At 66.1% G+C, this 25,556-nt stretch carries 21 protein-coding genes; 9 read left to right on the plus strand and 12 right to left on the minus strand.

Features of this window, described 5'->3' with window-relative positions:
- Positions 1 to 93: 93 nt before the first annotated feature.
- Together K8U54_RS11480 and K8U54_RS11485 are read right to left on the minus strand one after the other, a co-directional pair.
- Positions 94 to 951, minus strand: a complete 858-nt coding sequence (locus K8U54_RS11480) for a TIGR03915 family putative DNA repair protein (protein ID WP_249910230.1) — start codon at positions 949 to 951, stop codon at positions 94 to 96.
- Positions 951 to 2,162: a putative DNA modification/repair radical SAM protein gene (locus K8U54_RS11485; protein WP_249910231.1), complete on the minus strand. Its 1,212-nt coding sequence runs from the start codon at positions 2,160 to 2,162 to the stop codon at positions 951 to 953. Before K8U54_RS11485 ends, K8U54_RS11480 begins: the two co-directional genes overlap by 1 nt.
- Positions 2,163 to 2,299: 137 nt before the next feature.
- Between K8U54_RS11485 and K8U54_RS11490 the strand changes: the two genes are divergently transcribed.
- Positions 2,300 to 2,701: an NINE protein gene (locus tag K8U54_RS11490; RefSeq protein WP_192423842.1), complete on the plus strand. Its 402-nt coding sequence runs from the start codon at positions 2,300 to 2,302 to the stop codon at positions 2,699 to 2,701.
- Positions 2,702 to 2,815: 114 nt separating this feature from the next.
- On the opposite strand, the gene K8U54_RS11495 is transcribed toward K8U54_RS11490, so the two are convergent.
- The 7 genes from K8U54_RS11495 to gshB form a co-directional block, all read right to left on the minus strand.
- Complete coding sequence (locus tag K8U54_RS11495) at positions 2,816 to 4,087, minus strand: dihydroorotase (RefSeq protein WP_249910232.1); 1,272 nt, start codon at positions 4,085 to 4,087, stop codon at positions 2,816 to 2,818.
- Positions 4,087 to 5,094 carry an aspartate carbamoyltransferase catalytic subunit gene (locus K8U54_RS11500; protein ID WP_249910233.1) on the minus strand — a complete coding sequence of 336 codons (1,008 nt, stop codon included), beginning with the start codon at positions 5,092 to 5,094 and terminating at the stop codon, positions 4,087 to 4,089. Before K8U54_RS11500 ends, K8U54_RS11495 begins: the two co-directional genes overlap by 1 nt.
- A complete protein-coding gene (gene pyrR, locus K8U54_RS11505) occupies positions 5,091 to 5,612 on the minus strand; it encodes a bifunctional pyr operon transcriptional regulator/uracil phosphoribosyltransferase PyrR (RefSeq protein WP_070885869.1) in 522 nt (173 codons plus the stop codon). Before pyrR ends, K8U54_RS11500 begins: the two co-directional genes overlap by 4 nt.
- A gap of 21 nt (positions 5,613 to 5,633) precedes the next feature.
- Positions 5,634 to 6,077, minus strand: coding sequence for a Holliday junction resolvase RuvX (gene ruvX, locus K8U54_RS11510; RefSeq protein WP_013789443.1), 444 nt, complete (start codon positions 6,075 to 6,077; stop codon positions 5,634 to 5,636).
- Positions 6,077 to 6,646, minus strand: a complete 570-nt coding sequence (locus tag K8U54_RS11515; protein ID WP_249910234.1) for a YqgE/AlgH family protein — start codon at positions 6,644 to 6,646, stop codon at positions 6,077 to 6,079. Before K8U54_RS11515 ends, ruvX begins: the two co-directional genes overlap by 1 nt.
- 69 nt (positions 6,647 to 6,715) lie before the next feature.
- Positions 6,716 to 7,612: an energy transducer TonB gene (locus tag K8U54_RS11520; protein ID WP_249910235.1), complete on the minus strand. Its 897-nt coding sequence runs from the start codon at positions 7,610 to 7,612 to the stop codon at positions 6,716 to 6,718.
- A gap of 101 nt (positions 7,613 to 7,713) precedes the next feature.
- Positions 7,714 to 8,676 carry a glutathione synthase gene (gene gshB, locus K8U54_RS11525; RefSeq protein WP_249910236.1) on the minus strand — a complete coding sequence of 321 codons (963 nt, stop codon included), beginning with the start codon at positions 8,674 to 8,676 and terminating at the stop codon, positions 7,714 to 7,716.
- Positions 8,677 to 8,904: 228 nt separating this feature from the next.
- Here gshB and pilG point away from each other — a divergent pair, with 228 nt between their 5' ends.
- The 8 genes from pilG (at position 8,905) to K8U54_RS11565 (ending at position 22,407) form a co-directional block, all read left to right on the plus strand.
- Positions 8,905 to 9,312, plus strand: coding sequence for a twitching motility response regulator PilG (gene pilG, locus K8U54_RS11530; RefSeq protein ID WP_070885873.1), 408 nt, complete (start codon positions 8,905 to 8,907; stop codon positions 9,310 to 9,312).
- A 48-nt stretch (positions 9,313 to 9,360) separates the two neighbouring features.
- Entirely contained in the window at positions 9,361 to 9,726 is a 366-nt protein-coding gene (pilH, locus tag K8U54_RS11535; RefSeq protein WP_013789448.1) for a twitching motility response regulator PilH, read from the plus strand.
- Between the two features lie 44 nt (positions 9,727 to 9,770).
- Positions 9,771 to 10,310, plus strand: a complete 540-nt coding sequence (locus tag K8U54_RS11540; protein ID WP_249910237.1) for a chemotaxis protein CheW — start codon at positions 9,771 to 9,773, stop codon at positions 10,308 to 10,310.
- Between the two features lie 82 nt (positions 10,311 to 10,392).
- Positions 10,393 to 12,441 carry a methyl-accepting chemotaxis protein gene (locus K8U54_RS11545; RefSeq protein WP_249910238.1) on the plus strand — a complete coding sequence of 683 codons (2,049 nt, stop codon included), beginning with the start codon at positions 10,393 to 10,395 and terminating at the stop codon, positions 12,439 to 12,441.
- 68 nt (positions 12,442 to 12,509) lie between these two features.
- Positions 12,510 to 13,358 carry a CheR family methyltransferase gene (locus tag K8U54_RS11550; protein WP_283939409.1) on the plus strand — a complete coding sequence of 283 codons (849 nt, stop codon included), beginning with the start codon at positions 12,510 to 12,512 and terminating at the stop codon, positions 13,356 to 13,358.
- Between the two features lie 14 nt (positions 13,359 to 13,372).
- Positions 13,373 to 20,869 carry an Hpt domain-containing protein gene (locus K8U54_RS11555; RefSeq protein WP_249910239.1) on the plus strand — a complete coding sequence of 2,499 codons (7,497 nt, stop codon included), beginning with the start codon at positions 13,373 to 13,375 and terminating at the stop codon, positions 20,867 to 20,869.
- Positions 20,866 to 21,924, plus strand: a complete 1,059-nt coding sequence (locus K8U54_RS11560) for a chemotaxis protein CheB (RefSeq protein WP_249910240.1) — start codon at positions 20,866 to 20,868, stop codon at positions 21,922 to 21,924. The genes K8U54_RS11555 and K8U54_RS11560 overlap by 4 nt, the downstream gene beginning before the upstream one ends.
- Positions 21,925 to 21,936: 12 nt before the next feature.
- Positions 21,937 to 22,407, plus strand: a complete 471-nt coding sequence (locus K8U54_RS11565; protein ID WP_249910241.1) for a chemotaxis protein CheW — start codon at positions 21,937 to 21,939, stop codon at positions 22,405 to 22,407.
- 64 nt (positions 22,408 to 22,471) lie between these two features.
- Here K8U54_RS11565 and K8U54_RS11570 read toward each other — a convergent pair whose 3' ends face one another.
- From K8U54_RS11570 to K8U54_RS11580, 3 genes are all read right to left on the minus strand, one after another.
- Entirely contained in the window at positions 22,472 to 22,996 is a 525-nt protein-coding gene (locus tag K8U54_RS11570) for a cytochrome b (RefSeq protein ID WP_249910242.1), read from the minus strand.
- A 113-nt stretch (positions 22,997 to 23,109) separates the two neighbouring features.
- Complete coding sequence (locus K8U54_RS11575) at positions 23,110 to 23,829, minus strand: 16S rRNA (uracil(1498)-N(3))-methyltransferase (protein WP_249910243.1); 720 nt, start codon at positions 23,827 to 23,829, stop codon at positions 23,110 to 23,112.
- A 78-nt stretch (positions 23,830 to 23,907) separates the two neighbouring features.
- A complete protein-coding gene (locus K8U54_RS11580; RefSeq protein WP_249910244.1) occupies positions 23,908 to 25,311 on the minus strand; it encodes an adenosylmethionine--8-amino-7-oxononanoate transaminase in 1,404 nt (467 codons plus the stop codon).
- Positions 25,312 to 25,556: the final 245 nt, after the last annotated feature.

Consider the following 25,556-nt stretch of genomic DNA (forward strand, 5'->3'; position numbering starts at 1 on the left):
TGCAGCCGGCCTGCCTAGACCTGCCCGTAACGTTCACTGCCGTATAGGCAGTTCAGAAATCACAGCGTAGACGACGCCATGGCTGACCTGGGTTCACTGCCGTACCGGCAGCACTTTCTCGGCATCTGCATGGATGCGTTTGCCGGGCTGCGCGGCCACGGCCTGGGCCTGGCCATCGGCCTGAGCGCCGGCGCGAGCCTGGCTCATCAGGCGGGGGATAAGCGGGCCTTCCGGCAGGTTGCGCCAGAAGCGCACCGGCATATTGGTTTCCAGCACACTGCGATTGAGCCGCGCCGGGTTGAAGGTGCTGCCGTAGTAGGCCAGCCACATCGCTTCGTTGCGATCATCGGTACCTTGGGCCAGTTGCTGCCATTGCGGTGGGCAGGGGTTGGCGTGGCGCAGCTTCTCACCGTCCCAGTACACACCGTCGTCCGGCGTGGCGATCAGCCAGGTCTGCCGGCCAAGGCGCTCGGCGAAGTGCCCCGAGGCGCTGGCGAGAATGTCGTGGGCCGGTTCGTGCCAGGCCACCAGCTCCGGCCCGCCGGCGCTGGCGTCCCGTGGCTTGAAGCGCAGGAAGGCGTGCAGGTGGTGCGCCTCGCGACGGACCGCCTTGAGGCGGGCGTGCAGTTCGCTGCCATCGATATCGCCGGCCAGCATGGCGGCCTGGTCGCCGTTGGCGACGCGCCAGAGGATGCGGTACAGCAGCGCCCAACGCTGGGCGCAGCGAAAGCGGGCGGCGCTTTCCAGCTGATCGATCAAGGTGCGCGGGACGCGCACCGGGCGATCAGCCGCCACGGCCGGTGGCGGCTCGTCCAGCTGGCCGAACAGGTCGTGATTTTCCTGGCTGTCCTGCACCCAGCTCAGTTGATGCGGGGCCATGCCGCGGCGCAGCTGCGTTCTGGCCGCTTCGCGCCAGCCATCGAAGCTGCCGTCGAAACACACCGAATACATCACCACAGCCCCATCTGCTGCGGCGCTTCGCTCAATTGCTGACGCAGTACCAGGGATTCGCGGGTCGCCTGAGCCGGGCGGTAGTCCTGGGTGACGATGAATGGCTTGGCCTTTTCCAGCACGCAGCGCAGGCGGCCGACGTCTTCGAAGCGGATGCGTTTCTGGCGGCGCAGGGCCACCAGACGCTGGGCGCTGAGCACACCGATGCCGGGGATGCGGGCGATCAGGGTCACGTCGGCGCGGTTGAGGTCGACGGGAAAGTGCTGGCGATTGTTCAGCGCCCAGGCCAGCTTGGGGTCGATATCCAGGGCCAGGTTGCCGGGGCCGTCGAGCAGTTCGGTGGCCTTGAAGCCGTAGCCGCGCATCAGGAAGTCCGCCTGGTACAGGCGGTGTTCGCGCAGCAGGGGCGGCGCTTCGAAGGGCACGCTCTTGGGGCTTTGCGGGATCGGACTGAAGGCCGAGTAATAGACACGCTTGAGGCGAAAATCGCCATACAGCGACTGTGCGGTGTGCAGGATGGTGCTGTCGTCGGTGGCATCGGCGCCGACGATCATCTGCGTGCTCTGCCCGGCTGGTGCGAAGGCCGGCGCGCGCTTCTCGCTGTCGGCCTCCTCGACGCCATTGCGAATGGTGCCCATGGCCTGCTTGATCGGCGCCACGCTCTTTTCCGGTGCCAGGCGGATCAGGCTGGTTTCGGTGGGCAGCTCGATGTTGACGCTGAGGCGATCGGCGTAGCGGCCCGCCTCGGCGATCAGTTCCGGTGAGGCGTCGGGGATGGTCTTGAGGTGGATATAACCGCGAAACTCGTGTTCTTCGCGCAGCAGCTTGGCGACCCGGTTGAGCTGCTCCATGGTGTAGTCTGCCGAGCGAATGATGCCGGAACTGAGAAACAGCCCGCTGATGCAGTTGCGGCGGTAGAAATCCAGGGTCAGGGTGACCACTTCCTCGGGTGTGAAGCGTGCGCGGGGCACGTCGCTGGAGCGGCGGTTGACGCAGTACTGGCAATCGTACAGGCAGAAATTGGTCAGCAGGATTTTCAACAGCGCGACACAGCGCCCGTCCGGTGTGAAACTGTGGCAGATGCCCATGCCGTCGGTGGCGCCCATGCCGCTCTGGCCTTTCGAGCTGCGTTTGGGCGCGCCGCTGCTGGCGCAGGAAACATCGTATTTGGCGGCGTCGGCGAGTACCGTGAGCTTTTCGATCAATTCCATGGGTAACGATTCGATAGCTGTATTTATGTACAGTATTCGGTAAGCCTACGGTTCCCGCAAGGCCGTCTCGTCGGTGAAAGGCGAAACCTGCGCCGTCGCCCTGGATCGAAGCGAATCAACCTATATGACTGGAGAATCTGATGCAGCGTCCTGATACCCACAGCAAGATCATCGGCTACCTGCTGTGGATCTTCGGCTTTCTCGGTGCGCACCGCTTCTATTACGGCAAGCCGGTGACCGGCACCATCTGGTTTTTCACCCTGGGCCTGCTGTTCATTGGCTGGATCATCGACCTGTTCCTGATCCCGGCGATGGATCGGGAAGCGGACCTGCGTTTCACGTCCGGGCGGATCGACTACAACGTCGCCTGGATCCTGCTGACCTTTCTGGGCATCTTCGGCGCGCACCGCATGTACCAGGGCAAGTGGATCACCGGGATCCTCTATCTGCTGACCGGCGGGCTGTTTCTGGTCGGCGTGCTCTACGACCTGTGGACGCTGAACAACCAGGTGTCGATCGAGAATGCGCGCAATGGATAGGGTTGCTGTAAGGTGAAGCCAGGCATCGCTGCCGGCCCTTGGGGCGACATGGATGCCTGGTTGATGCGGATTATTTCGCGGGCATGGCCCGCTCCCACATGAGCCGGTGGCGGATCAGCCTTGGAAGCTGATATGCCCGTCCACCAGGGTGTAGCGCACCTGGCCGGGCAGGCAATGGCCAAGGAACGGGCTGTTGCGGCCCTTGGAGTACCAGCTTTCGCCGGCCACGGTGGAGGCTTGCGGATCGAACAGCAGGATATCCGCCGCCTGACCTGCCTTCAGCTGACCGACCGGCAGGCGCAATGCCTGGGCCGGGCCGCTGCTCAGGCGGGCGAGCAGGGTCGGCAGGTCCAGCAGGCCGTCCTGTACCAGGGTCATGGCCAGCGGCAGCAGCAACTGCACACCGCTGATGCCTGGCTCGGTTTCGCCGAACGGCGCCAGCTTGGCGTCCAGCTCGTGGGGTTGGTGATGGCTGGAAATGGCGCTGATCACGCCGCTCTTCACCGCCTCGCGCAGGCCGTCGCGATCCGCGCGGGTGCGCAGCGGCGGTTGCACATGATAGAGGCTGGAGAAGTCGATCAGCGCTTCGTCGGTGAGGATCAACTGGTACAGCGCCACGTCGGCGGTCACCGGCAGGCCGCGGGCCTGGGCATCGGCGATCAGCTGGGCGCCACGGGCGCTGGTCAGCTGGCTGAAATGGGCGCGCACGCCGCTTTGCTCGACCAGCAGCAGGTCGCGCGCCAGGGCCACGGTCTCGGCGGTTTCCGGGATGCCCGACAGGCCGAGGAAGCTGGCCGTGGCGCCTTCGTGGGCCAGGCCGCCTTCGGCGAGGTCGTGATCCTGGGAGTGGAAGATCACCGTGAGGTCGAAGGTGGCCGCGTATTCCAGGGCGCGGCGCAGGGTGCGTGCGTTGCGGAAATTGTTCAGGCCATTGCCGAACGCCACGCAGCCGGCATCGCGCAGGGCGACCAGCTCGGCGAGTTGCTCGCCATCGAGCCCCTTGCTCAGGGCGCCGATGGGAAACACCTTGGCGTGGCCGGCTTCGCGGGCGCGGTCGAGGATCAGCTCGGCCACCGCCGAGGTGTCCAGCACCGGCTTGGTGATCGGCGGGCAGCACAGGCTGGTGACGCCGCCGGCAGCGGCGGCCAGGGTTTCGCTGGCGATGCTGCCCTTGCGGCTGTAGCCGGGCTCGCGCAGGGCCACCGACAGGTCGACCAGGCCGGGCGCTGCGACTAGGCCGCCGGCGTCCAGGGTCTGGTCGGCTTCGAAGCCGTCCGGCGCCTGGCCGATGGCGCTCAGCTTGCCACCTTCTATATACAGGTCGGCGACCTGATTGAGGCCGCTGCTCGGGTCGATGACGCGGGCGCCGAGGATACGGGTACGCATCAGTTGTGCTCCTCAGCGTTGAGTTGGCGTTGTGCGTTCTGGCCGCTCATGGCCATGGACAGCACGGCCATGCGGATGGCGATGCCGTAGGTGACCTGGTTGAGGATCACCGATTGCGGGCCGTCGGCCACCGCCGACTCGATCTCCACGCCGCGGTTGATCGGCCCCGGGTGCATGACCAGGGCATCGGGCTTGGCCAGCGCGAGGCGCTGTTCGGTCAGGCCGAACAGGCGGTAGAACTCGCCCTCGCTGGGTAGCAGGCCGCCGGTCATGCGCTCGCGCTGCAGGCGCAGCATGATCACCACGTCGACATCCTTGAGGCCTTCGTTGGCGTCGCTGAACACCCGCACGCCGTAGCTTTCTTCCAGGCCGATGGGCAGCAGGGTCTTCGGCGCGATCACGCGGATGTCCGGGCAGCCCAGGGTCTTGAGCGCCAGCATGTTGGAGCGCGCCACCCGCGAATGCAGGATGTCGCCGACGATGGCCACCGAGAGGTTCTCGAAGCTGCCCTTGTGGCGACGGATGGTAAGCATGTCGAGCATGCCCTGGGTCGGGTGCGCGTGGCGGCCGTCGCCACCGTTGATGATCGCCAGGTTCGGGCACACGTGCTCGGCGATGAAGTGCGCGGCACCGGAGCCGGCATGGCGCACCACGAAAATGTCGGCGGCCATGGCTTCCAGGTTGCGCAGGGTGTCGAACAGCGTCTCGCCCTTGCTGGTCGAGCTGGTCGACACGTTAAGGCTGATCACGTCGGCGGACAGGCGCTGGGCGGCCAGTTCGAAGGTGGTACGGGTGCGCGTGGAGTTCTCGAAGAACACGTTGCATACCGTCTTGCCGCGCAGCAGCGGGACCTTCTTCACGGCGCGGGCACCGACTTCCAGGAAGGAGTCGGCGGTGTCGAGGATTTCCGTCAGCAGCTCGCGGGGCAGACCGTCGAGGGACAGGAAGTGGCGCAACTGGCCCTGGTCGTTCAGTTGCAGCGGGCGCTTGGCATCGAGTGCGGTCATTGCGGACGGCCTTGGTCGGAAAGCGTCTGGAGTTCGAGGGTGAAGGGCGCGGGGCCGGACAATTTTACCCGCTGATCGGCCGCCAGCGACAGCGTCGCGCCGACCACGTCGGGGCGGATCGGCAGCTCGCGGGCGTCCAGGTCGAGCAGGCTGACCAGGGTCACGCTGGCGGGGCGGCCGTAGTCGAACAACTCGTTCAATGCGGCGCGGATGGTGCGCCCGCTCATCAGCACGTCGTCGATCAGCACCAGGTGCTGGCCTTCGATCTCGAACGGCAGCTCGGACGGCTGCACCTGCGGATGCAGGCCGTTCTGGGTGAAGTCGTCGCGGTAGAAGGACACGTCGAGCACGCCGAGCGGCTCGTCGCGGCCCAGCTGTTCGAGCAGCGCCTGGGCCACCCACACGCCGCCGGTGCGGATGCCGATGAAGCGAGGCGTGGCGATCTGCCGGCGGTTCAGGTGGCTGCTCAGCGAGGTGGCCATCTGCGGCAGCAGGTCGGCGGGGTTGGGTAGGCTCATCTAAAGCTCCTTGTGGCCGGGTCAGCCCAGGCAGTTTTCTTCCAGCCAGCCCTGCAACAGCAGGGCGGCGGCCAGGGCGTCGACCGGGCGCTGGCGGTAGCCGCCGGTCTGCCCCTGTTGCAGGCGCTCGCCCTTGGCGGCGTAGGTGGTCAGGCGTTCGTCGTGGGTGAAGACCGGCAGGTTGAAACGGCCATTGAGGCGGCGGGCGAACTTCTCGGCGCGCTCGCTCATGTCGCTTGGCGTGCCATCCATGTTCAGCGGCAGGCCGACGACGATGGCATCGGGTTGCCACTCCTTGATCAGCGCCTCGACCTTCTGCCAGTCCGGCACACCGTTCTGGGCCTTGAGGATGCACAGCTCGCGGGCCGAGCCGGTGATCGGCTGGCCGACGGCGACGCCGATCTGCTTGGTGCCGTAGTCGAAGCCGAGCAACAGGCGCAGCGATTGTTTATCGACCTCGGCCATCAGGCGTGGCCCGCCTGGGCGGTGAGCAGGTTGAGGTCGATGCCGAGCAGCGCGGCCGCCGCGCCCAGGCGCTGGTCGTAGGGGGTTTCGAAGAGGATCGCCGGGCTTGCCGGGCAGGTCAGCCAGGCATTGTCGGCCAACTCGGCCTCCAGCTGGCCGGCGCCCCAGCCGGCATAGCCGAGGGCGATCAGATGATTGGCCGGGCCGTGGCCTTCGGCGATGGCGAACAGCACATCCTGGGAGGTCGACAGGCCCAGCTCGCCCAGGTTGACCGTGGCCTGGAACTGCGGGCCCTCGGGGTGCAGGACGAAGCCGCGATCGGTCTGCACCGGGCCGCCGCTGAAGATCGGCAGGCTCTGGCACAGACCCGCGGGCTGGCTATCGGGGCGCAGCTGCTCAAGCACGTCGGCCAGGTTCAGGCCGTTGGGGCGGTTGATCACCAGGCCCATGGCACCCTGGTCGTTGTGATCAATCAGGTAGATCACGGTATGCGCGAAATTCGGATCGTCCATGTGCGGCATGGCGATCAGAAAGTGGTGTTTGAGAATGCTTGGGCTGGCGTCTTTCATGGCCGCTAGTTTGAAGCTGCGCGACGCAAGCTACAAGCTGCACGTAAGGCCGAAAACCCTGGGGCCTCGTCAGTTGCTCGACAGGCGGTCGCCACGCTCGAAACGCCAGGTGCGGATGATCTCCAGGCGGTCGATGTCGGCCAGGTCGCCGGTGAACGGCGCGTAGGGCGCGGCCAGGCGCACGATGCGCATGGCGGCCTGATCGAGTACCTGCTCGCCGGAAGACTCCAGCACCATCACTTCGTACAGGCTGCCGTCGCGGTTGATCGACACCAGCAGGCGCAGGCTGCCGTGGATCTGCCGGCGGCGCGCGTCGTCCGGGTAGTTGAGGTTACCGATGCGCTCGACCTTCTTGCGCCATTCGTCCTTGTACCAGGCGCCCTTGTCGCGCATGGTCGAGGCGGCGTTGAGGCGGTGGATCTTCGGCCGCTTGGCGTACTGCTGCACCTGGTCAGACAGCTCGGCTTCCAGGCTGGCGATCTCGGCGGACAGTTGCGCGCTGTCGAATGAAGGCGCCTGCGGGCTCGGCGGCGTCGGCTTGGTTTCCTCGCGCTTGGCCGGGGCCTTCTGCTGCTGCGGGGCGCGGGTGGTCACCGCGGCTTTCGGCGCTTCGGGCTTGACGGCTGGCGGTGGCGGTGCGGCGGCGGGCGTCACCTTGCGCACTTCGGTGTCCTGGAAGGGCGCCTGTTCGGTGGTGGTCGGCGCGGCCTTCTTGTCCAGGGTGCCGCTGCCCTGCTGGTTGTCCTGGGCGAGGAACTCCGCCTCCTTGGGCTGTTCATCGCTCTTGAAGGTGGACAGGGTGATTTCCAGGGTCTTGCTGATCTGCCCGGGCTCGGCGAAGGTGAAGCCGACGCCGAGAATCAGTGCGGCGTGCAGCACCGCCGCCAGGAACAGGGTGAACCCCAGCCGATCCGCCGGACGAACGCCGGAAGAGTTGAGATCGGGAGGGGTGGCTGTGGCGTTCATCACTGTCTGTCGTCGGAGCTGTCAACGGTTCGGCACGGTCGTGCTGAAACGTCAGCAGACCCTGGGTTGCCGCGCAGTCTGCCGAGGCGATGGGCAAAAGTCTATGAAGCACTCCGCGCATTGAGCTTTTCGGCAATCTTGTCCATCAGCTGTTCGCCGATGCGCGTGTCGAAGGCCGCATCGATCTCGCGAATGCAGGTCGGGCTGGTGACGTTGATCTCGGTGAGGCGGTCGCCGATCACGTCCAGGCCGACGAACAGCAGGCCGCGTTCGCGCAGGCTCGGGCCGACGGCAGCGGCGATTTCGCGGTCGCGCTCGGTGAGCGGGCGGGCTTCGCCGCGACCGCCGGCGGCCAGGTTGCCACGGGTTTCGCCGCTGGCCGGTATGCGCGCCAGGCAGTAGGGCACCGGTTCACCGTCTATCATCAGAATACGCTTGTCGCCGTCGACGATGGCCGGCAGGTAACGCTGTGCCATGATCTGCTGGCTGCCGTGGGCGGTGAGGGCCTCGAGGATCACCGACAGGTTCGGGTCGCCCTCGCGGTGACGAAAAATCATCGATCCGCCCATTCCATCGAGGGGTTTGAGAATGATGTCACGGTGCTGTCGCGCAAAATCACGCAGAATGTCGGGTCTACGGCTGACGATGGTTTCCGGCGTGTACTGCGCAAAGCGTGTGGCGAAGAACTTCTCGTTGCAGTCGCGCAGGCTCTGGGGGCGGTTGACCACCAGGGTGCCGGCTTCCTCGGCCTGTTCGAGCAGGTAGGTTGAATAGACGAATTCGTTATCGAAGGGCGGGTCCTTGCGCATCAGGATCACGTCGAGGTCGGCCAGGGGCAGGTCCTGCTCGTCACCGAACTCGAACCAGCGCTGGGGATCGGCGAACACCTTGAGCGGGCGGGTACGGCCGCGGGCGACACCGGCGGCCTGGTAGAGGTCCTTCTGCTCCATATAGAAGAGGCTCCAGCCGCGCGCCTGGGCAGCCAGCAGCATGGCCAGCGAGCTGTCCTTCTTGTAGGCGATCTGTGCGATGGGATCCATGACGATGCCGAGCCGAACGCTCATTGAGGTATCTCCGTAGAGGGCGGTGCGAAGCAGCCGCGAAGGTAGCAGGGATGGGCGCCAAGGGTGGCGCTGACGGGGCTGGTGGTCAAGGGCGACCAGGCCGATGGCTTGCATGTGGAGAGTGTGCTAAAAAGGCCCAGCGATGGGCCGGGCCCATTGGTTTCAGGGCCTCCGGCGCACTGGATATGGCGTAATACAACGACTCACCGAAGTGGTGGCAGGGCAGACATGGAACAGCATTCGGAAGGCTTGAGGGTGATGGTGATCGACGACTCGAAGACGATTCGTCGTACAGCGGAAACCCTGCTGAAAAAGGTGGGCTGTGACGTGATCACCGCTGTGGATGGTTTCGATGCCCTGGCGAAGATCGCCGACACCCATCCGAACATCATCTTCGTCGACATCATGATGCCGCGTCTCGACGGCTATCAGACCTGTGCGTTGATCAAGAACAACAGTGCCTTCAAGTCCACCCCCGTTATCATGCTGTCGTCCAAGGACGGCCTGTTCGACAAGGCCAAGGGGCGTATCGTCGGTTCTGATCAATACCTGACCAAGCCATTCAGCAAGGAAGAGCTGCTCGGCGCGATCAAGACCCACGTGCCGGAGTTCTCTCCGGTCGAGCAGGCGTCCTGACGCCCGGCTGTCGCTACAACCGCCTCTCTTCATGTATTGGGAAACATCATGGCTCGAATTCTGATTGTTGATGACTCGCCGACCGAAATGTACAAGCTGACCGCCATGCTGGAAAAGCACGGCCACCAGGTACTCAAGGCCGAAAACGGCGCCGACGGCGTCGCCCTGGCACGCCAGGAAAAACCCGATGTGGTGCTGATGGACATCGTCATGCCCGGGCTCAATGGCTTCCAGGCCACCCGGCAGCTGACCAAGGATGCCGAGACCAGCCACATCCCGGTGATCATCGTCACCACCAAGGATCAGGAAACCGACAAGGTCTGGGGCAAGCGCCAGGGCGCCAAGGACTACCTGACCAAGCCGGTGGACGAAGCTACGCTGCTGAAGACACTGAACGCGGTGCTCGCCGGCTGAGGCCGCGCAGCGCGACACGACAAAAGAAGAAGGTCACGACAGGCATGTCAGAGACACGCAGCCCCTTTCAGCTCCTTCTCGGCATCGAGCAGCGCTGCCGCGCATTGGCAGCGGGCCTGCCGTCGCAGCAGGTGGCGGTGCAGACCTGGAGTGGCATTGGCTTTCGCATGGGCGAGCGGTTTTTCGTCGCACCGATGGGTGAGGTCGGTGAAGTGTTGCACGAGCCACGGCATACCTTGCTGCCCGGCGTGAAAAGCTGGGTCAAGGGCGTGGCCAACGTGCGTGGACGATTGCTGCCGGTGATGGACCTGTGCGGCTTTTTCGGCGGCGAGCTGTCGCCCCTGCGCAAGCAGCGGCGGGTGCTGGTGGTCGATCACCAGGACGTCTTCGCCGGCCTGACGGTCGACGAGGTGTTCGGCATGCAGCATTTTGCGGTGGATACCTTTTCCGAGCAGTTGCCAGCGCTCGAGGCGTCCATCGCACCATTCATTCACGGTGTGTTCCAGCGCGAGCAGCCCTGGTTGGTGTTCAGCCCTCATGCGCTGGCCCAGGCCCCAGAGTTTGGCGACGTGGCATACAGATAGCTTTTCGGTGGGGGCGGCGCAGCCAGCCTTCTGACGTTAGATGGAATTCGAAGTGCGGTAGGGTCCAGGCGGGGGCCAGATAATGAAAAAAGTAATCTCCAACAACGTACTGGCGGGGACACGGGTCGGTGCACTCGTGGCGGGGCTGTTCGTCGTCCTGATCGTTTCGATCGTGATGCTGTTCGCCAACTTCGCGTACATGAACACGCAGAGCAACTACGACACCGAGTACCTCGGCCATGCGGGCGAGCTGCGCGTACTGTCCCAGCGTATCGCCAAGGACGCCACCGAATCCGCCGCGGGCAAGGCCGAAGCCTTCGCCCTGTTGCGCGATGCGCGCAACGACTTCCAGACCCGCTGGGCCTACCTGACCGATGGCAACGCGCAGACCGGCCTGCCCGCCGCGCCGGCCTCGGTGCAGGCGCAGATGGCCGCCGTGCAGCAGGACTGGGATGCCCTGCGGCAGAACGCCGACGCCATTCTGGCCAGTGAACAGACCGTTCTGTCGCTGCACCAGGTGGCCGCCACCCTGGCCGAAACCATTCCGCAGCTGCAGGTCGAGTACGAGGAAGTGGTCGACATCCTGCTGGAAAGCGGCGCGCCCGCTGCCCAGGTATCGGTTGCCCAGCGTCAGTCGCTGCTCGCCGAACGTATTCTCGGCTCGGTGAACAAGGTGCTGGCCGGTGACCAGGATTCGGTCCAGGCCGCCGACATGTTCGGTCGCGACGCCAGCCTGTTCGGTCGCGTGCTCAACGCCATGCAGGAAGGCAACGCGGCCATGGAGATCACCAAGGTCAGCGACCAGGAAGCCCTGGAACGTCTGGCGGAGATTTCCGAGCTGTTCGAATTCATTTCCGGTTCCGTGGACGAGATTCTCGAAACCTCGCCGGAGCTGTTCCAGGTTCGTGAATCGGCCAACACCATCTTCACCGTTTCGCAGACCCTGCTCGACAAGGCCTCGACCCTGTCCGAGGGCTTCGAAGGGCTGGCCTCCGGCCGCTCCCTGAACACCATCGCCGGTTACGTGCTGGGCGCCCTGGCACTGGGTTCGATTCTGATCATCGGCCTGTTGATGGTGCAGGAGACCAACCGTCGACTGGCCGAAACCGCCGAGAAGAACGAACGTAACCAGACCGCGATTCTGCGTCTGCTCGATGAGATCGCCGACCTCGCCGACGGTGACCTGACGGTGGCGGCGACGGTAACCGAAGACTTCACCGGCGCCATCGCCGACTCCATCAACTATTCCATCGACCAGCTGCGCGAACTGGTCGCGACGATCAACATGACCGCCGTGCAGGTGGCTGGCGCCGCCCAGGAAACCCAGGCTACCGCCATGCACCTGGCCGAGGCTTCCGAGCACCAGGCCCAGGAAATCGCCGGGGCGTCGGCGGCGATCAACGAAATGGCCGTGTCGATTGACCAGGTATCGGCGAACGCCTCGGAATCCTCCGCGGTAGCGGAACGCTCCGTAGCCATCGCCAACAAGGGCAACGAAGTCGTACACAACACCATCACCGGCATGGACAACATCCGTGAGCAGATCCAGGACACCTCGAAGCGAATCAAGCGTCTCGGTGAATCGTCCCAGGAGATCGGTGACATCGTGAGCCTGATCAACGACATCGCCGACCAGACCAACATCCTCGCCCTGAACGCCGCGATCCAGGCCTCCATGGCCGGTGACGCCGGCCGCGGCTTCGCCGTGGTAGCGGACGAGGTACAACGCCTCGCCGAACGTTCCTCCGGCGCGACCAAGCAGATCGAGGCGCTGGTAAAGACCATTCAGACCGACACCAACGAAGCGGTCATCTCTATGGAGCAGACCACTTCCGAAGTGGTACGCGGTGCACGCCTGGCGCAGGACGCGGGTGTGGCCCTGGAAGAGATCGAGAAGGTATCCAAGACCCTCGCCGCACTCATCCAGAACATTTCCAACGCGGCGCGTCAGCAGGCATCGTCTGCCGGCCACATCTCCAACACCATGAACGTGATTCAGGAGATCACCTCGCAGACCTCGTCCGGTACCACCGCGACCGCCAAGAGCATTGGTAACCTGGCCAAGATGGCCAGTGAAATGCGCAACTCGGTGTCCGGTTTCAACCTGCCAAACGACGGCGAGCAGGCGTGATCCTCTGCCGTCTGGCGCATTGAACGATGCACCAGGCGGCGGTCGCGTGCTCGAGCGAGGGTTTCATCATGCAGTCAGGCGTCTGGGCCTTGCAGCCAGTAGCGGACATGTCCGCCACGGAGTTCCGCGACTGGCAGCAGTTGCTGGAAGCGCGCCTGGGCATGGTGGTCAACGAGCAGCGCCGGGTGTTTCTGCAGACCAACCTGAGCACGCGCATGCGCGAACTGGGCATCGCCGACTACGCCAGCTACTACCGGCAGGTCACCGATGGCCCGCGCGGCGCCGTGGAATGGGCGAACCTGCTGGATCGGCTGACCGTACAGGAAACCCGTTTCTACCGGCATCCGGCTTCGTTCGAGGTGTACCAGGCCTACGTCGCCCGGCGCGGCGAGCAGGGCCTGGACAAGCCCCTGGCGATCTGGAGCGTGGGCTGCTCGAGCGGTGAGGAAGCCTACTCGCTGGCCATCGGTGCCAGCGAAGCGCTGGGGCCGCAGGGGCGATTCGGGGTCACCGGCACCGACATCAGCCGCAGCGCCCTGGCCAAGGCCCGGGAAGGCCTGTACGACGGACGCCGGCTGCAACCGCTGGATGAAGACCTGCGCGCGCGCTATTTCACGCGCCAGGGTGATGAACGCTTCAAGGTTTTGCCGGAACTGGCCGCACGGGTGTGCTGCGCCAGGCTCAACGTGCTGGAGTTGGACAAGGCGCCAATGACCGGCATGGACGTTATTTTTTGTCAGAACTTGCTGATCTATTTTCGCCGCTGGCGACGCCGCGAGATCCTCAACCGCCTGGCCGAGTGCCTGGCGCCGGGTGGCTTGCTGGTGATCGGGGTCGGTGAAGTGGTCGGCTGGCAGCACCCGGACATGCTTCCGGTGGCCGATGAGCGAGTGCTGGCGTATACCCGCAAGGGCTAAGAGACGGAGTGTGTATGGGTGATCGGCACGACTATGTCGCCCTGGAGTGGGTCAAGGGCGAAATCGCGGAAACCCTGAAGCAGGCGCGACAGGCACTGGAGGCGTTCGTCGAGAATCCGCAGGATTCGACGCGCATGCGCTTCTGCCAGACCTACGTGCATCAGGTTCACGGCACCCTGCAGATGGTCGAGTTCTTCGGCGCGGCCTTGCTCGCCGAGGAGATGGAGCACCTGGCTCAGGCGCTGATCGACGGTCGCGTGGCCAACCAGGGCGAAGCGCTGGAAGTGCTGATGCAGGCCATCCTGCAGCTGCCGGTGTACCTGGACCGCATCCAGACCGCGCGCCGCGACCTGCCCATGGTGGTGCTGCCGCTGCTCAACGACCTGCGCGCGGCGCGGGGCGAGAAGCTGCTGTCGGAAACCAGCCTGTTCTCCCCGGATCTGTCCAGCCGTGCCGCGGCCTTGTCGCCCGAGTCGCTGACCCAATTGCGCACCGCCGAACTGCCGGCCCTGCTGCGCAAGCTACGGCAGATGCTGCAGGTGGCGCTGGTGGGGGTCATCCGCCAGCAGGACATGGGCACCAACCTCGGTTACATGGCGCGGGTGTTCGCGCGCCTGGAAACCCTGTGCAAGCACTCGCCGCTGGAGTCGCTGTGGCAGATCGCCTCCGGTGTGGTCGAGGGCCTGTCCAACGGCAGCATCGCCAACGGCACCTCGGTGCGCACGCTGCTGCGCCAGGTCGACAAGGAGCTCAAGCGCCTGACCGAGCAGGGCGCCGACGGCATCAACCAGAGCGCGCCGGACGAACTCACCAAGAACCTGCTGTTCTACGTCGCCAAGGCCTCGTCGCAGTCGCCGCGCAACCGGGTGCTGCGCGAGCGCTACAACCTCGACGAAGCGCTGCCCGGCGAGGGCGTGGTCGACGAGGAGCGGGCCCGTCTGGCCGGCCCCGACCGCGATGCCATGCGCTCGGTGGTGGCCGCGCTCTGTGAGGAGCTGGTGCGGGTCAAGGACAGCCTCGACCTGTTCGTGCGCAGCGACCGCGCCCAGGTCAACGAGCTACAGGCGCTGCTGGTGCCGCTCAAGCAGATCGCCGACACCCTGGCGGTGCTCGGCTTCGCCCAGCCGCGCAAGGTCATCGTCGACCAGCTCGACGTGGTACGCGCCCTCACCGAAGGCACCCAGTCGCCAAGCGACGCGGTGCTGATGGACGTCGCCGGTGCGCTGCTCTACGTCGAAGCGACGCTGACCGGCATGGTCGGCCAGAACGAGGGCAACAAGCGCGAAGAAAGCCACCTGCCTACCACCGATGTCGGGCAGATCCACCAGCTGGTGATCAAGGAAGCGCGCAACGGCCTGGAGCAGGCCAAGGACGCGATCATCGAGTTCATCGCCTCGCAGTGGAATCACGATCATCTGGCCCGTGTGCCGGAACTGCTGACCCAGGTGCGTGGCGGGCTGGCGATGATTCCGCTGGAGCGTGCCGCGGCGCTGCTCAATGCCTGCAACCGCTACATCCAGGAACAGCTGCTGGCCCGCAAGGCGGTGCCGAACTGGCAGAACCTCGACACCCTGGCCGATGCCATCACCAGCGTCGAGTATTACCTGGAGCGCCTGTCCGAAGACCACGCCACCCAGGGCGACCTGATTCTCGACGTTGCCGAGGAAAGCCTCGGCGCGCTGGGCTATCCACTGCAGGAAAAGCCCTCGATCCTCGACGCCCCCGTCGAAGACGAGCCGGCCCCGCTGGACGATCCGCTGCACGATATCGACGTGCTGGCTGCTCCCGCTGCCGACGGCGCCGAGGCGGATGCAGCGGCCGAGCCGGTTGCCGGTGAGCTGCCCCTGCTGGACGAGCCGGCTTTCGAACAGCCGCAGCTGTCCAGTGAGGCGGTCGACCTGGCTGGCGATGTGGCCGATACGCACTGGCCGCAGGATGAACAAGCCGCCGAGCCCCAGGCTTCTGCGCCGGCCGAGCTGCCTGAGCTGCATGCCGAGGTGATCGAGCCCGGCGAGCAGGCGACCGAGACCTTGAGCGAGACAGCGCAGGCCACCAGCTGGTCGCTGGTCGACGAGCAGCCCCAGGCGCTGACGCCTGAGCCCGCCGACGCCGCGACCGACCCCTACGCACTCGACCTGAGCGAACTGGGCGACGACCCCTACGCCGATGCCAAGGCCGCGGTAGCCGATGATGCCTGGTCGCTGGATGACGGCGAGCTGCTGGACGAAGCGCCGGGCACCGCGAAGCAGGATGACGACTTCCTGCTCTCAGCCGAGCCGCTGGAGCTTGGCGAGCTGGAGATGCTGCCGGTTGCCGAACAACCGGCATCCGTCGCCGACGAGACCTGGTCCTTCGATCTCGACGATAAGCCGGCCGCCGCGCCCGAGTCGCACAGCCGTGCCGAAGACGAGCTGTGGTCGCTCGACGAACTGCAGAGCGGCCTCGAGCCGAGTGCTGCCGAGCCGACTGCCGCCGAGCTGCCGCTACTCGACCTGCCCGCCCAGGGCTTCGAAGAACAGCCGCTGGAACTCGAGTCGCTGGACCTGGATGGGAGCGGCGAACCGCAGTGGAACGAAGTCGACCTGGCCGACCTGCAGTTGCCGGAAGTCGAGCTGCCCGGTTTGCCCGAGGCGCCCGTGGTCGAGGAGCCGGAGGGCGAAAAGCCCCTGTCGATGGCCGATGTGATGGCCGCACCGGTGCAGGCGATCAACCCGCCGGCGGCGGATGTGCCGCCCAGCCTGCTGCCGCCGCCTGCCGATGAGGAACCCATCGACGAGGAGCTGCGCGAGGTATTCATCGAGGAAGCCGGCGAGGTGCTGGAAACCATCGCCGAGTTCCTGCCGCGCTGGTGCGCCGACACCGACGACCGCGAGGCGTTGACCGAGATCCGCCGCGCCTTCCACACCCTCAAGGGCAGTGGCCGCATGGTGCGCGCCCTGGTCATCGGCGAGCTGGCGTGGTCGATCGAGAACCTGCTCAACCGGGTGCTCGACCGCAGCATCCAGCCGGGTGACGAGGTCAAGCAGGTGATCAACCAGGTCGTCGCGCTGACGCCCGAGCTGGTCGAAGAGTTCGCCGCCCAGGCCCAGCGCCAGCGTGATGACGTCGACCGCCTGGCGGCCGACGCCCATGCCCTGGCCAAGGGGCTGAACCTCCCAAAGCATGACGCCCCGGCTGCTGCGGTAGCCGAGCCCGCGGGCGAGATCGAGGCTGCCGCACCGGCCCATGACGAACCGGCCGGGCTGGACCCGCAGTTGCTGGAGATCTTCCGCAACGAGGCGGAAAACCACCTCGACACCCTGGCCGCCTTTCTCGACGACTGCGCCCGGGAAATGCCGCAGCCGGTGACCGATGACCTGCAGCGTGCCCTGCACACCCTCAAGGGCAGTGCCTACATGGCCGGCATCCTGCCGATGGCGGAAGTGGCCGCGCCGTTGGAGAAGATGGTCAAGGAGTTCAAGGTCAACCTGGTGCCCCTGGACCTGACCGAAGCCGAGGTGCTGGTCGAGGCCCAGGCGCTGTTCCGTCAGGGTCTGGCCCAGCTGGAAAGCGACCCGCTGCGGCCGATTCCGGGTACCGAAGACTTTCTGCAGCGCGTGCAGCAACTGCACCAGCAGCGCCTCGAACACGCCCAGAGCCAGCGCCAGGACGAGCACGGCGAGAGCCGCGATCCGCAACTGATCAGCATCTTCCTGGCCGAGGGCATGGACATCCTGCTCGATGCCGAAGACCTGCTGCGCCGCTGGCGCACGCAGCCGTCCGAGCGCCAGGAGCTCAATACCCTGCTCGAAGAGCTGACCACCCTCGGTCGCGGCGCGGAAATGGCCGAGCTGCCGCAGATCGACGAGCTGTGCGAAGCGCTGCTGGACGTCTATGGCGCCGTGGAAGACGGCAGCCTGGCGGTCAGCGAGCGCTTCTTCGACGAAGCCGAGCAGGCCCACGAAGCGCTGGTCAGCATGATGGACCAGGTGGCCGCCGGCCTCGAAGTCAGCGCCTGCCCCGAGCGCGTAGCCGCCTTGCGCGCGCTGTTCGACGAGGCGCTGGACCCGGCCAAGCTGGCCCTGCTGTCCGGCGAGGTGCCGGGCCTGCAGGTGGTCGAGCTGGAGGAGGCGACCCGCGAACTGCAAGCCGCTGAAGTTGCCGAACAGCCGCTCGGCGAGTCTGGCGACGACGCCGAGTCGGACGACCACGAGCTGGAGTCGATCTTCCTCGAAGAGGCGGCCGATATCCTCGACAGTGCCGCCGGCAACCTGCAGCGCTGGCTGGCAGAGCCGGACAACCGCACGCTGCTGTCGTCGCTGCAACGCGACATGCACACCCTCAAGGGTGGTGCCAACATGGCCGGCGTGACGCCGATCAGCGAACTGGCCCACGAACTGGAAGCCCTCTACGAAGGGCTGGTGGATCGCCGCTACGGCGTTTCCCCCTTCGCCACCGACAGCGTGCAGCAGGGCCATGGGCTGCTCGGCGCCATGCTCGCCAACCTGCAGGCCCGCCAGCCGGCGCAGCCGGCCGACGAGCTGGTCGCCGCCATTCGCCAGTTCCGCCAGCGTGGTGGCCAGGACGAGCAATACGCCGAGCCCTACGCCGCGATGGCGCCCGAGGCGATCGACCCCGCGGATGCCTGGCCCGAGCCGGAGCCCGAAGCGCCCATCGCCGAGCCCATCGTGGCGCCGGCCGAGCCGCCGGTGATGCATGCCGAACCGGCGCCGCAGGGGGCTGTGCACAGCGAGCGCGATCCCGAGCTGGTCGAGATCTTTCTCGAGGAAGGCTTCGACATCATCGACAGCGCCGGCGCGGCCCTGAGCCACTGGATGGACGATGTCGACAACAGCCTCGATCTGGAATCCCTGCAACGTGACCTGCACACCCTCAAGGGTGGTGCGCGGATGGCCGAGATCCGCGAAATCGGCGATCTGGCCCACGAGCTGGAGTTCCTCTATGAGGACCTCGGCAACGGCCGCCTGCGCCCCAGCCCGATGCTGTTCGAACTGCTCCACGCCTGTCACGACCGCCTCGCGGAAATGCTCGACGCCGTGCGTTCGCAGCGCCAGGTGCCGAACGGCGACGAGCTGATCGAGACCATTCGTCGCCTGCGCGCCAACCCGGACGAGCAGCTCAGCATGCCGCGCGCCGTGCCCCTGAGCGCCGCGCCGCAAGAATCCTTCGATGCCGACGGCGACGAAATCCTCGACATCTTCCTCGAGGAAGCCGACGACCTACTCGAGGCCATGGAGGCCGGCATCGGTCGCTGGGAAGAGCGGCGTGACGATGCCAGTTGCATCGACGACCTGCTGCGCATCCTGCACACCTTGAAGGGGGGCGCGCGCCTGGCCGGGCAGAAGCAGCTGGGTGACCAGAGTCACGACCTCGAGCAGCACCTGACCGAAGCCCAGACCCAGGGTGCGCCCTGGCCGGACAGCCTGTTCCTCGACGTGCAGTCCGGCTTCGAGGGCCTGCAGAAGAGTCTCGACGAGCTGCGTACGCGCCTGCTGCAACAACCCCAGGACGAACGCCCGGCGGCCGAGCCGGAGCAGCCGCTGGCACGGGCGGTGACGTCCATCGTCGCCGCCAGCGAACTGCCGGTGGCCGCGGTGGAGAATCGCGTGCTGCCGTTCGTGCAGCGCGCCGAAGTGGCTGCCGAGGAGGCCGCCGCGCGGCGTGCCCCGCAGGAGCTGGTCAAGGTGCCCGCCGATCTGCTCGAGGGCCTGGTCAACCTGGCCGGTGAAACCTCGATCTTCCGCGGTCGCGTCGAGCAGCAGGTCAGCGACTTCGGCTTCACCCTGAGCGAGATGGAAGCCACCATCGACCGCGTGCGCGATCAGTTGCGCCGCCTGGATACCGAAACCCAGGCGCAGATCCTCAGCCGCTACCAGGCCGAGGCCGAGCGCGCCGGTTACGAGGAGTTCGACCCGCTGGAGATGGACCGCCACTCCCAGCTGCAGCAGCTGTCGCGAGCCCTGTTCGAGTCGGCCTCCGACCTCCTGGACCTCAAGGAAACCCTGGCTTCGCGTAACCGTGACGCGGAAACCCTGCTGCTGCAACAGGCGCGGGTCAACACCGAGCTGCAGGAAGGCCTGATGCGCACGCGCATGGTGCCCTTCGATCGCCTGGTGCCGCGCCTGCGCCGTATCGTGCGCCAGGTCGCCAGCGAACTCGGCAAGCAGGTCGAGTTCACCGTCGGCAACGCCGATGGCGAGATGGACCGCACGGTGCTCGAGCGTATCGTCGCGCCGCTGGAACACATGCTGCGCAACGCCGTCGACCACGGTATCGAGGGTGCTGCGGTGCGCAGCAAGGCCGGCAAGCCGGAGCAGGGCAGCATTCGCCTGGAGCTGGGCCGTGAAGGCGGCGACATCGTGCTGACGCTCAGCGACGACGGTGCCGGCATCAACCTCGATGCGGTGCGCCGCAAGGCCATCGAGCGCGGTCTGATGGACGCGGGCGCCGACCTCAGCGAGCACGAGATCCTGCAGTTCATTCTCGAGGCCGGGTTCTCCACCGCCGAGAAGGTCACGCAGATTTCCGGCCGCGGTGTGGGCATGGACGTGGTCAACGCCGAGGTCAAGCAGCTCGGTGGTTCGATGAGCATCGACTCGGTCAGCGGCGAAGGCACCACCTTCCGTATTCGCCTGCCGTTCACCGTTTCGGTCAACCGGGCGCTGATGGTGCTGTCCGGCGAAGACCTCTACGCCATCCCGCTGAACACCATCGAAGGCATCGTGCGCGTGTCGCCCTACGAGCTGGAAAGCTACTACGGCCCCGATGCGCCGCGCTTCGAATACGCCGGCCAAGCCTACGAACTGCGTTACCTGGGCGACCTGCTGAACAACGGCCAGCATCCCAAGCTGGTCGGTCAGAGCCTGCCGCTGCCGGTGATCCTGGTGCGTTCCAGCGAACACGCCGTGGCCGTGCAGGTGGACTCTCTGGCCGGTTCGCGGGAGATCGTGGTGAAGAGCCTCGGCCCGCAGTTCGCCACGGTCCCGGGTATTTCCGGCGCGACCATCCTCGGCGACGGTCGCGTGGTGGTGATTCTCGACCTGCTGGCGACCATCCGCGAGCTGCACGCCCACCTGCAGTACCAGGTCCGGCCGCGTCTGGCGGCCGATGCCGGCAGCGTGCCGGACGTCGAGGTCGAGCGCCCGACCCTGGTCATGGTGGTGGACGACTCGGTCACCGTGCGCAAGGTCACCAGCCGCCTGCTGGAGCGCAACGGCATGAACGTGCTGACCGCCAAGGACGGGGTCGATGCCATCGCCCAGCTGCAGGAGCATCGCCCCGACATCATGCTGCTGGACATCGAAATGCCGCGCATGGACGGCTTCGAGGTCGCCAACCTGATTCGCCACGACGAAGGCCTCAAGGACCTGCCGATCATCATGATCACCTCGCGTACCGGTGAGAAACACCGTGAGCGGGCGATGAGCATCGGCGTCAACGAGTACCTCGGCAAGCCGTACCAGGAGTCGCTGTTGCTCGGCTCCATCGAGAAATGGACCAAGCGCTCATGAGCCAATCCAGTGCAGCACGTATCGCCGTGATCGCCGACACGTCGCTGCAGCGCCATGTGCTGCAGCAGGCCCTGAGCAGCAACGGCTATCAGGTGGTGCTCAACAGCGATCCGGGGCGCCTCGATGATGCGGCGTTGCAGGCTTGTGAAGCGGACCTGTGGCTGGTCGACCTGATGCAGTCCGATGACCTGCCGCTGATCGACACCCTGATGGCCGACGCCGAGGTGCCCGTGCTGTTCGGCGAGGGCCACGCGCCGGAGCGCAGTTCCGAACACTACCCGCGCTGGGAGCGCCGCCTGGTCGGCAAACTGAAGAAGCTGGTCGGCGATCCCGCCCTGGCCGCCGCGGATGGCGGCCTGGATGGCGTGCTGGCCGAAGCCCAGCGCCCCGGTCGCATCGAATTGCCGGCGCTGCTGGCCAACACACCGCTGCAGGCGGGTGAACCCGCCCGGCAGGTGTGGCTGCTGGCGGCCTCGCTGGGCGGGCCGGCGGCGGTCAAGGCGTTTCTCGACGCGCTGCCGGGCGGCCTGCCGGTGGCCTTCCTGTATGCCCAGCATATCGATCCCAGTTTCGAGGCCACTCTGCCCCAGGCCGTTGGCCGCCACAGCCAGTGGCGGGTCGGCACCGTACGTGATGGCGACGCCCTGCGCTGCGGCGAAGTGGTGGTGGTGCCGATCAGCAACGAGCTGACCTTTGCCGATGACGGCGCCATGCGTGTCGCCAGTCGTTCCTGGCCGGAACCCTACAGCCCGTCGATCGACCAGATGATGCTCAACCTGGCCCAGCGCTACGCCGCAGGCAGTGGCGTGATCGCCTTCAGTGGCATGGGCAGCGACGGCAGCGCCGCGGCCGCCTATGTGAAACGCCAGGGCGGCATCATCTGGACGCAGCGGGCCGAGAGTTGCGCCTGCTCGAGCATGCCCGACAGCCTGCGCGAGGGCGGCTACAGCAGTTTCACCGCCGATCCGCGGGAGCTGGCGGCGGCGCTGGTCGAGCACCTCGCCGAGCAATGCGTCGGTGATCGGCACTCTTCTCCTACCTCGTTCGCTGTCTGACAGGATGTTTTCATGAGCCAAGCCGTCGTTACCCAGAACAGCGTCAGCAGCCTGACCGGTCTGGTCGTGCCGCTGGCCGATCGCGCGCTGCTACTGCCCAACGTGGCGGTGGCCGAGCTGATTCCCTATCGTGCGCCACCGGCCATGGCCGGCATGCCGGACTGGTTCCTCGGCCAGGTGGCCTGGCGCGACCTGAGTCTGCCGCTGCTCAGTTTCGAGGCCGCCAGTGGCGGTCAGCCGGTGGTGGGCAGCGGTGCCCGCATCGCCATCCTCAATGCCCTTGGCGGCCGTGCCAACGTCAAGTTCATCGCCCTGCTGGTCCAGGGCATTCCCCGATCCCTGCGGGTGACCGAGGACCTGCCGCGGGCTGACGTGGCACTGGCGCCCCTGGAGCTGGCTGCCGTGAAGATGGAGGATGCGGTGCTGCGCATTCCCGATCTGCAAGGGCTGGAGCAGTTGCTCGCCGATGCCGAGCTGATCTGACCGGCATCTGGTCAATACGCCGCGATCGATAGCAGCCGCTGGCATCTGCGTTGCGCGGGGAATCTCAGCTACGCCGCGGCAGCATCGCCCCCAGCACACCGTCGCGCAGCCGGTAGTGGTGCCAGAGCGCCATGCAGGCGTGGCCCAGAATCAGCGCGAACAGCAGGTACTTGGCCGTCAGATGAAACTGGCGTGCCAGGGCGCGGGTGCTGTCGGAGACCGGCAACGGATCGATGGTCAGCAGCCAGAACAGCTCCAGCTGGCGTTTGCCGAACAGCAGGCCACTCAGCGGCATCGCCAGCAGCAACAGGTACAGGGTGCCATGGGCCAGCTTGGCCGCCGAGCGCTGCCAGCGGGCGCTGTCCGCCAGCAACCGGGGGGCACCGTGCCGAGCACGCACCAGCAGGCGCAGCACGGTCAGCAGCAGAATGGTCAGGCCCAGGGATTTGTGCAGGGTGAACACCCCGCCGGTGCCGCCGAGCAGGTCGGCGACCAGATCCTGGGCATAAGGTAGCGACAGGGTGCAGATGACCAGCACGGCGCTGAGCCAGTGCAGCGCGATCTGGGTGCCCGAATAGCGGTCAGTCATGGTTCGCTTCTCATCATGCCCGCCAGGCGCGGGGCCACCTGCTGATGATAGCCAATTGCTCATGGATTTCTTGTGGCTTTGCGCGACTCACCGACAGGCTTAGCGGCGATGGGTCAGAAATCGCCCCACAGGTGCTGGGCCACGGCAAGGCCCGCAACCGGCGCGGTTTCCGTGCGCAGCACGCGTGGCCCCAGGCGGGCGGCGTGGAAGCCGGCGCCCTTGGCGTGTTCAACCTCGGCATCGGCCAGGCCGCCTTCGGGACCGATCAGGAAGGCCAGCGAAGCGGGTCTGGCATGGCTGCTCAGCGGCTCGGCAACGGGGTGCAGCACCAGCTTGAGATCCGCCTGGGTTTGCTGAAGCCAGTCATCCAGCGCGATGGGCGGATGAATCACGGGAACCACCGAGCGGCCACATTGTTCGCAGGCACTGATCGCCACCTGGCGCCAGTGGGCCATGCGTTTGTCGGTGCGTTCATCCTTTAGGCGCACCTCGCAGCGTGCGCTGACGATCGGGCTGATCTCCTGGGCGCCGAGCTCGGTGGCCTTCTGGATCGCCCAGTCCATGCGTTCACCGCGCGACAGGCCCTGGCCCAGGTGGACGTGCAGCGGCGACTCGGGCTGCCCGGCGACCTGTTCGCGCAGCTCGACACGCACGGTTTTCTTGCCCACCTCGACCAGCTCGCCAAGAAACTCCTGGCCACTGCCATCGAACAGCTGCACCGCATCGCCCGCGGCATGACGCAGCACCCGGCCGATGTAATGGGCCTGGGCTTCGGGCAGTTCGTGCTGGCCAAGGGAAAGCGGGGCGTCGATATAGAAACGGGACAGGCGCATAAGGGCTTCGGCTACGGCGGCGGGCTTTAGGCGTGCAGTCTACCGCTTGCAGCCGGCCGCCTGAAGCCCGCCGCCGTTTCAGCCCGGATCACGAAAGCCCGGGTAGCGGGTGTCGGCAACCGGCACGCTGACCGAGGTGCGGGTGGCCAGGTCGATGCCTTCGCTGGCCACCTCGGCGAGAAAGTCGATCTGCTCTTCGCTGATCACGTAGGGCGGCAGGAAGTACACCACGCTGCCCAGGGGGCGCAGCAAGGCGCCGCGGGTCAGGGCGTGCTGGTACACCCTGAGGCCGCGGCGCTCCTGCCACGGGTAGGCGACCTTGCCGGCCTTGTCCTGGACCATCTCGATGGCCAGGGCCATGCCGGTCTGGCGCACCTCGGCCACATGCGGGTGATCGACCAAGTGTGCGGTGGCGCTGGCCATGCGCGTGGCGAGCCGCTTGTTGGCGTCGATCACGCCGTCTTCCTCGAAGATATCCAGGGTCGCCAGGGCCGCGGCGCAGGCCAGCGGGTTGCCGGTGTAGGTGTGCGAATGCAGGAAGGCGCGCAGGGTCGCGTACTCGTCATAGAACGCGGCGTAGACCTCGTCGGTGGTCAGCACCGCGGCCATCGGCAGATAGCCGCCGGTCAGCGCCTTGGACAACACCAGGAAGTCCGGGGTGATCCCGGCCTGCTCGCAGGCGAACAGCGTACCGGTACGCCCGAAGCCGACGGCGATCTCGTCGTGGATCAGGTGCACGCCGTAGCGGTCGCAGGCCTCGCGCAGCAGCGTCAGGTAGATCGGGTGGTACATGCGCATGCCGCCCGCGCCCTGGATCAGCGGCTCGACGATCACCGCCGCCACCTCGTGGTGGTGCTCGGCCAGGGTCTGCTCCATGGCGGCGAACATCGTCCGCGAGTGCTCCTCCCAGCTCACCCCCTCCGGGCGCAGGTAGCAGTCCGGGCTCGGCACCTTGAGGGTGTCGAGCAGCAATGCCTTGTAGGTGTCGGTGAACAGCGCGACATCGCCCACCGACATCGCCGCCACGGTTTCGCCGTGGTAGCTGTTGGTCAGGGTCACGAAGCGTTTCTTCGCAGGCGCGCCGCTGTTGAGCCAGTAGTGAAAGCTCATCTTCAGCGCCACCTCGATGCCCGAGGAGCCGTTGTCGGCATAGAACACCCGGTTCAGGCCTTGCGGGGTGATCTTCACCAGACGTTCGGACAGCTCCACCACCGGCTGGTGGCTGAAACCGGCGAGCATCACGTGTTCGAGCTGATCGACCTGCCGCTTGATGCGCTCACCGATCCGCGGGTTGGCATGGCCGAACACGTTGACCCACCACGAGCTGACGGCATCCAGGTAACGCTTGCCCTCGAAATCTTCGAGCCACACGCCTTCGCCACGGCGAATCGGAATCAGCGGCAGGCGCTCGTGGTCCTTCATCTGTGTACAGGGGTGCCAGAGGACGTCCAGGTCACGCTGCATCCAGTGTTGGTTACTCATCGAGTCGCTCTCCCAATTGTCAGCGGGCAAGCCTATCAGATGCGCGTGCCCGGGGTTTTTCGCGGTCCATCACCGCCGATCCGCTGGAAGCGACCGTTCAGGTATGGCGCATTGAACGGCATGAGGAAATCAGGGACCAAGCTCATTGGTCTCGGGAGGTGGCGCACAGCTATCGTCTTTCTCGATATTTCACAGCAATAATTTCTGCTATTAGTCGATAGGTTTGTTGCTAATCTCTGTCCAAC

This window comes from Pseudomonas fulva, from assembly GCF_023517795.1.
In the GTDB taxonomy this organism is placed as follows: Bacteria; Pseudomonadota; Gammaproteobacteria; order Pseudomonadales; family Pseudomonadaceae; genus Aquipseudomonas; species Aquipseudomonas fulva_D.

Excerpts from the sequence above, each read along its gene's own strand:
- pyrR (WP_070885869.1), bottom strand. The coding sequence starts at position 5,612 with ATGAGCCTACCCAACCCCGCCGACCTGCTGCCGCAGATGGCCACCTCG.
- K8U54_RS11565 (WP_249910241.1), top strand. The coding sequence starts at position 21,937 with ATGAGCCAAGCCGTCGTTACCCAGAACAGCGTCAGCAGCCTGACCGGT.
- pilH (WP_013789448.1), top strand. The coding sequence starts at position 9,361 with ATGGCTCGAATTCTGATTGTTGATGACTCGCCGACCGAAATGTACAAG.
- K8U54_RS11495 (WP_249910232.1), bottom strand. The coding sequence starts at position 4,087 with ATGCGTACCCGTATCCTCGGCGCCCGCGTCATCGACCCGAGCAGCGGC.
- gshB (WP_249910236.1), bottom strand. The coding sequence starts at position 8,676 with ATGAGCGTTCGGCTCGGCATCGTCATGGATCCCATCGCACAGATCGCC.
- K8U54_RS11500 (WP_249910233.1), bottom strand. The coding sequence starts at position 5,094 with ATGACCGCACTCGATGCCAAGCGCCCGCTGCAACTGAACGACCAGGGC.
- K8U54_RS11570 (WP_249910242.1), bottom strand. The coding sequence starts at position 22,996 with ATGACTGACCGCTATTCGGGCACCCAGATCGCGCTGCACTGGCTCAGC.
- K8U54_RS11520 (WP_249910235.1), bottom strand. The coding sequence starts at position 7,612 with ATGAACGCCACAGCCACCCCTCCCGATCTCAACTCTTCCGGCGTTCGT.
- K8U54_RS11550 (WP_283939409.1), top strand. The coding sequence starts at position 12,510 with ATGCAGTCAGGCGTCTGGGCCTTGCAGCCAGTAGCGGACATGTCCGCC.
- K8U54_RS11555 (WP_249910239.1), top strand. The coding sequence starts at position 13,373 with ATGGGTGATCGGCACGACTATGTCGCCCTGGAGTGGGTCAAGGGCGAA.
- ruvX (WP_013789443.1), bottom strand. The coding sequence starts at position 6,077 with ATGGCCGAGGTCGATAAACAATCGCTGCGCCTGTTGCTCGGCTTCGAC.
- K8U54_RS11485 (WP_249910231.1), bottom strand. The coding sequence starts at position 2,162 with ATGGAATTGATCGAAAAGCTCACGGTACTCGCCGACGCCGCCAAATAC.
- K8U54_RS11540 (WP_249910237.1), top strand. The coding sequence starts at position 9,771 with ATGTCAGAGACACGCAGCCCCTTTCAGCTCCTTCTCGGCATCGAGCAG.
- K8U54_RS11480 (WP_249910230.1), bottom strand. The coding sequence starts at position 951 with ATGTATTCGGTGTGTTTCGACGGCAGCTTCGATGGCTGGCGCGAAGCG.
- K8U54_RS11575 (WP_249910243.1), bottom strand. The coding sequence starts at position 23,829 with ATGCGCCTGTCCCGTTTCTATATCGACGCCCCGCTTTCCCTTGGCCAG.
- pilG (WP_070885873.1), top strand. The coding sequence starts at position 8,905 with ATGGAACAGCATTCGGAAGGCTTGAGGGTGATGGTGATCGACGACTCG.
- K8U54_RS11515 (WP_249910234.1), bottom strand. The coding sequence starts at position 6,646 with ATGAAAGACGCCAGCCCAAGCATTCTCAAACACCACTTTCTGATCGCC.
- K8U54_RS11545 (WP_249910238.1), top strand. The coding sequence starts at position 10,393 with ATGAAAAAAGTAATCTCCAACAACGTACTGGCGGGGACACGGGTCGGT.
- K8U54_RS11580 (WP_249910244.1), bottom strand. The coding sequence starts at position 25,311 with ATGAGTAACCAACACTGGATGCAGCGTGACCTGGACGTCCTCTGGCAC.
- K8U54_RS11560 (WP_249910240.1), top strand. The coding sequence starts at position 20,866 with ATGAGCCAATCCAGTGCAGCACGTATCGCCGTGATCGCCGACACGTCG.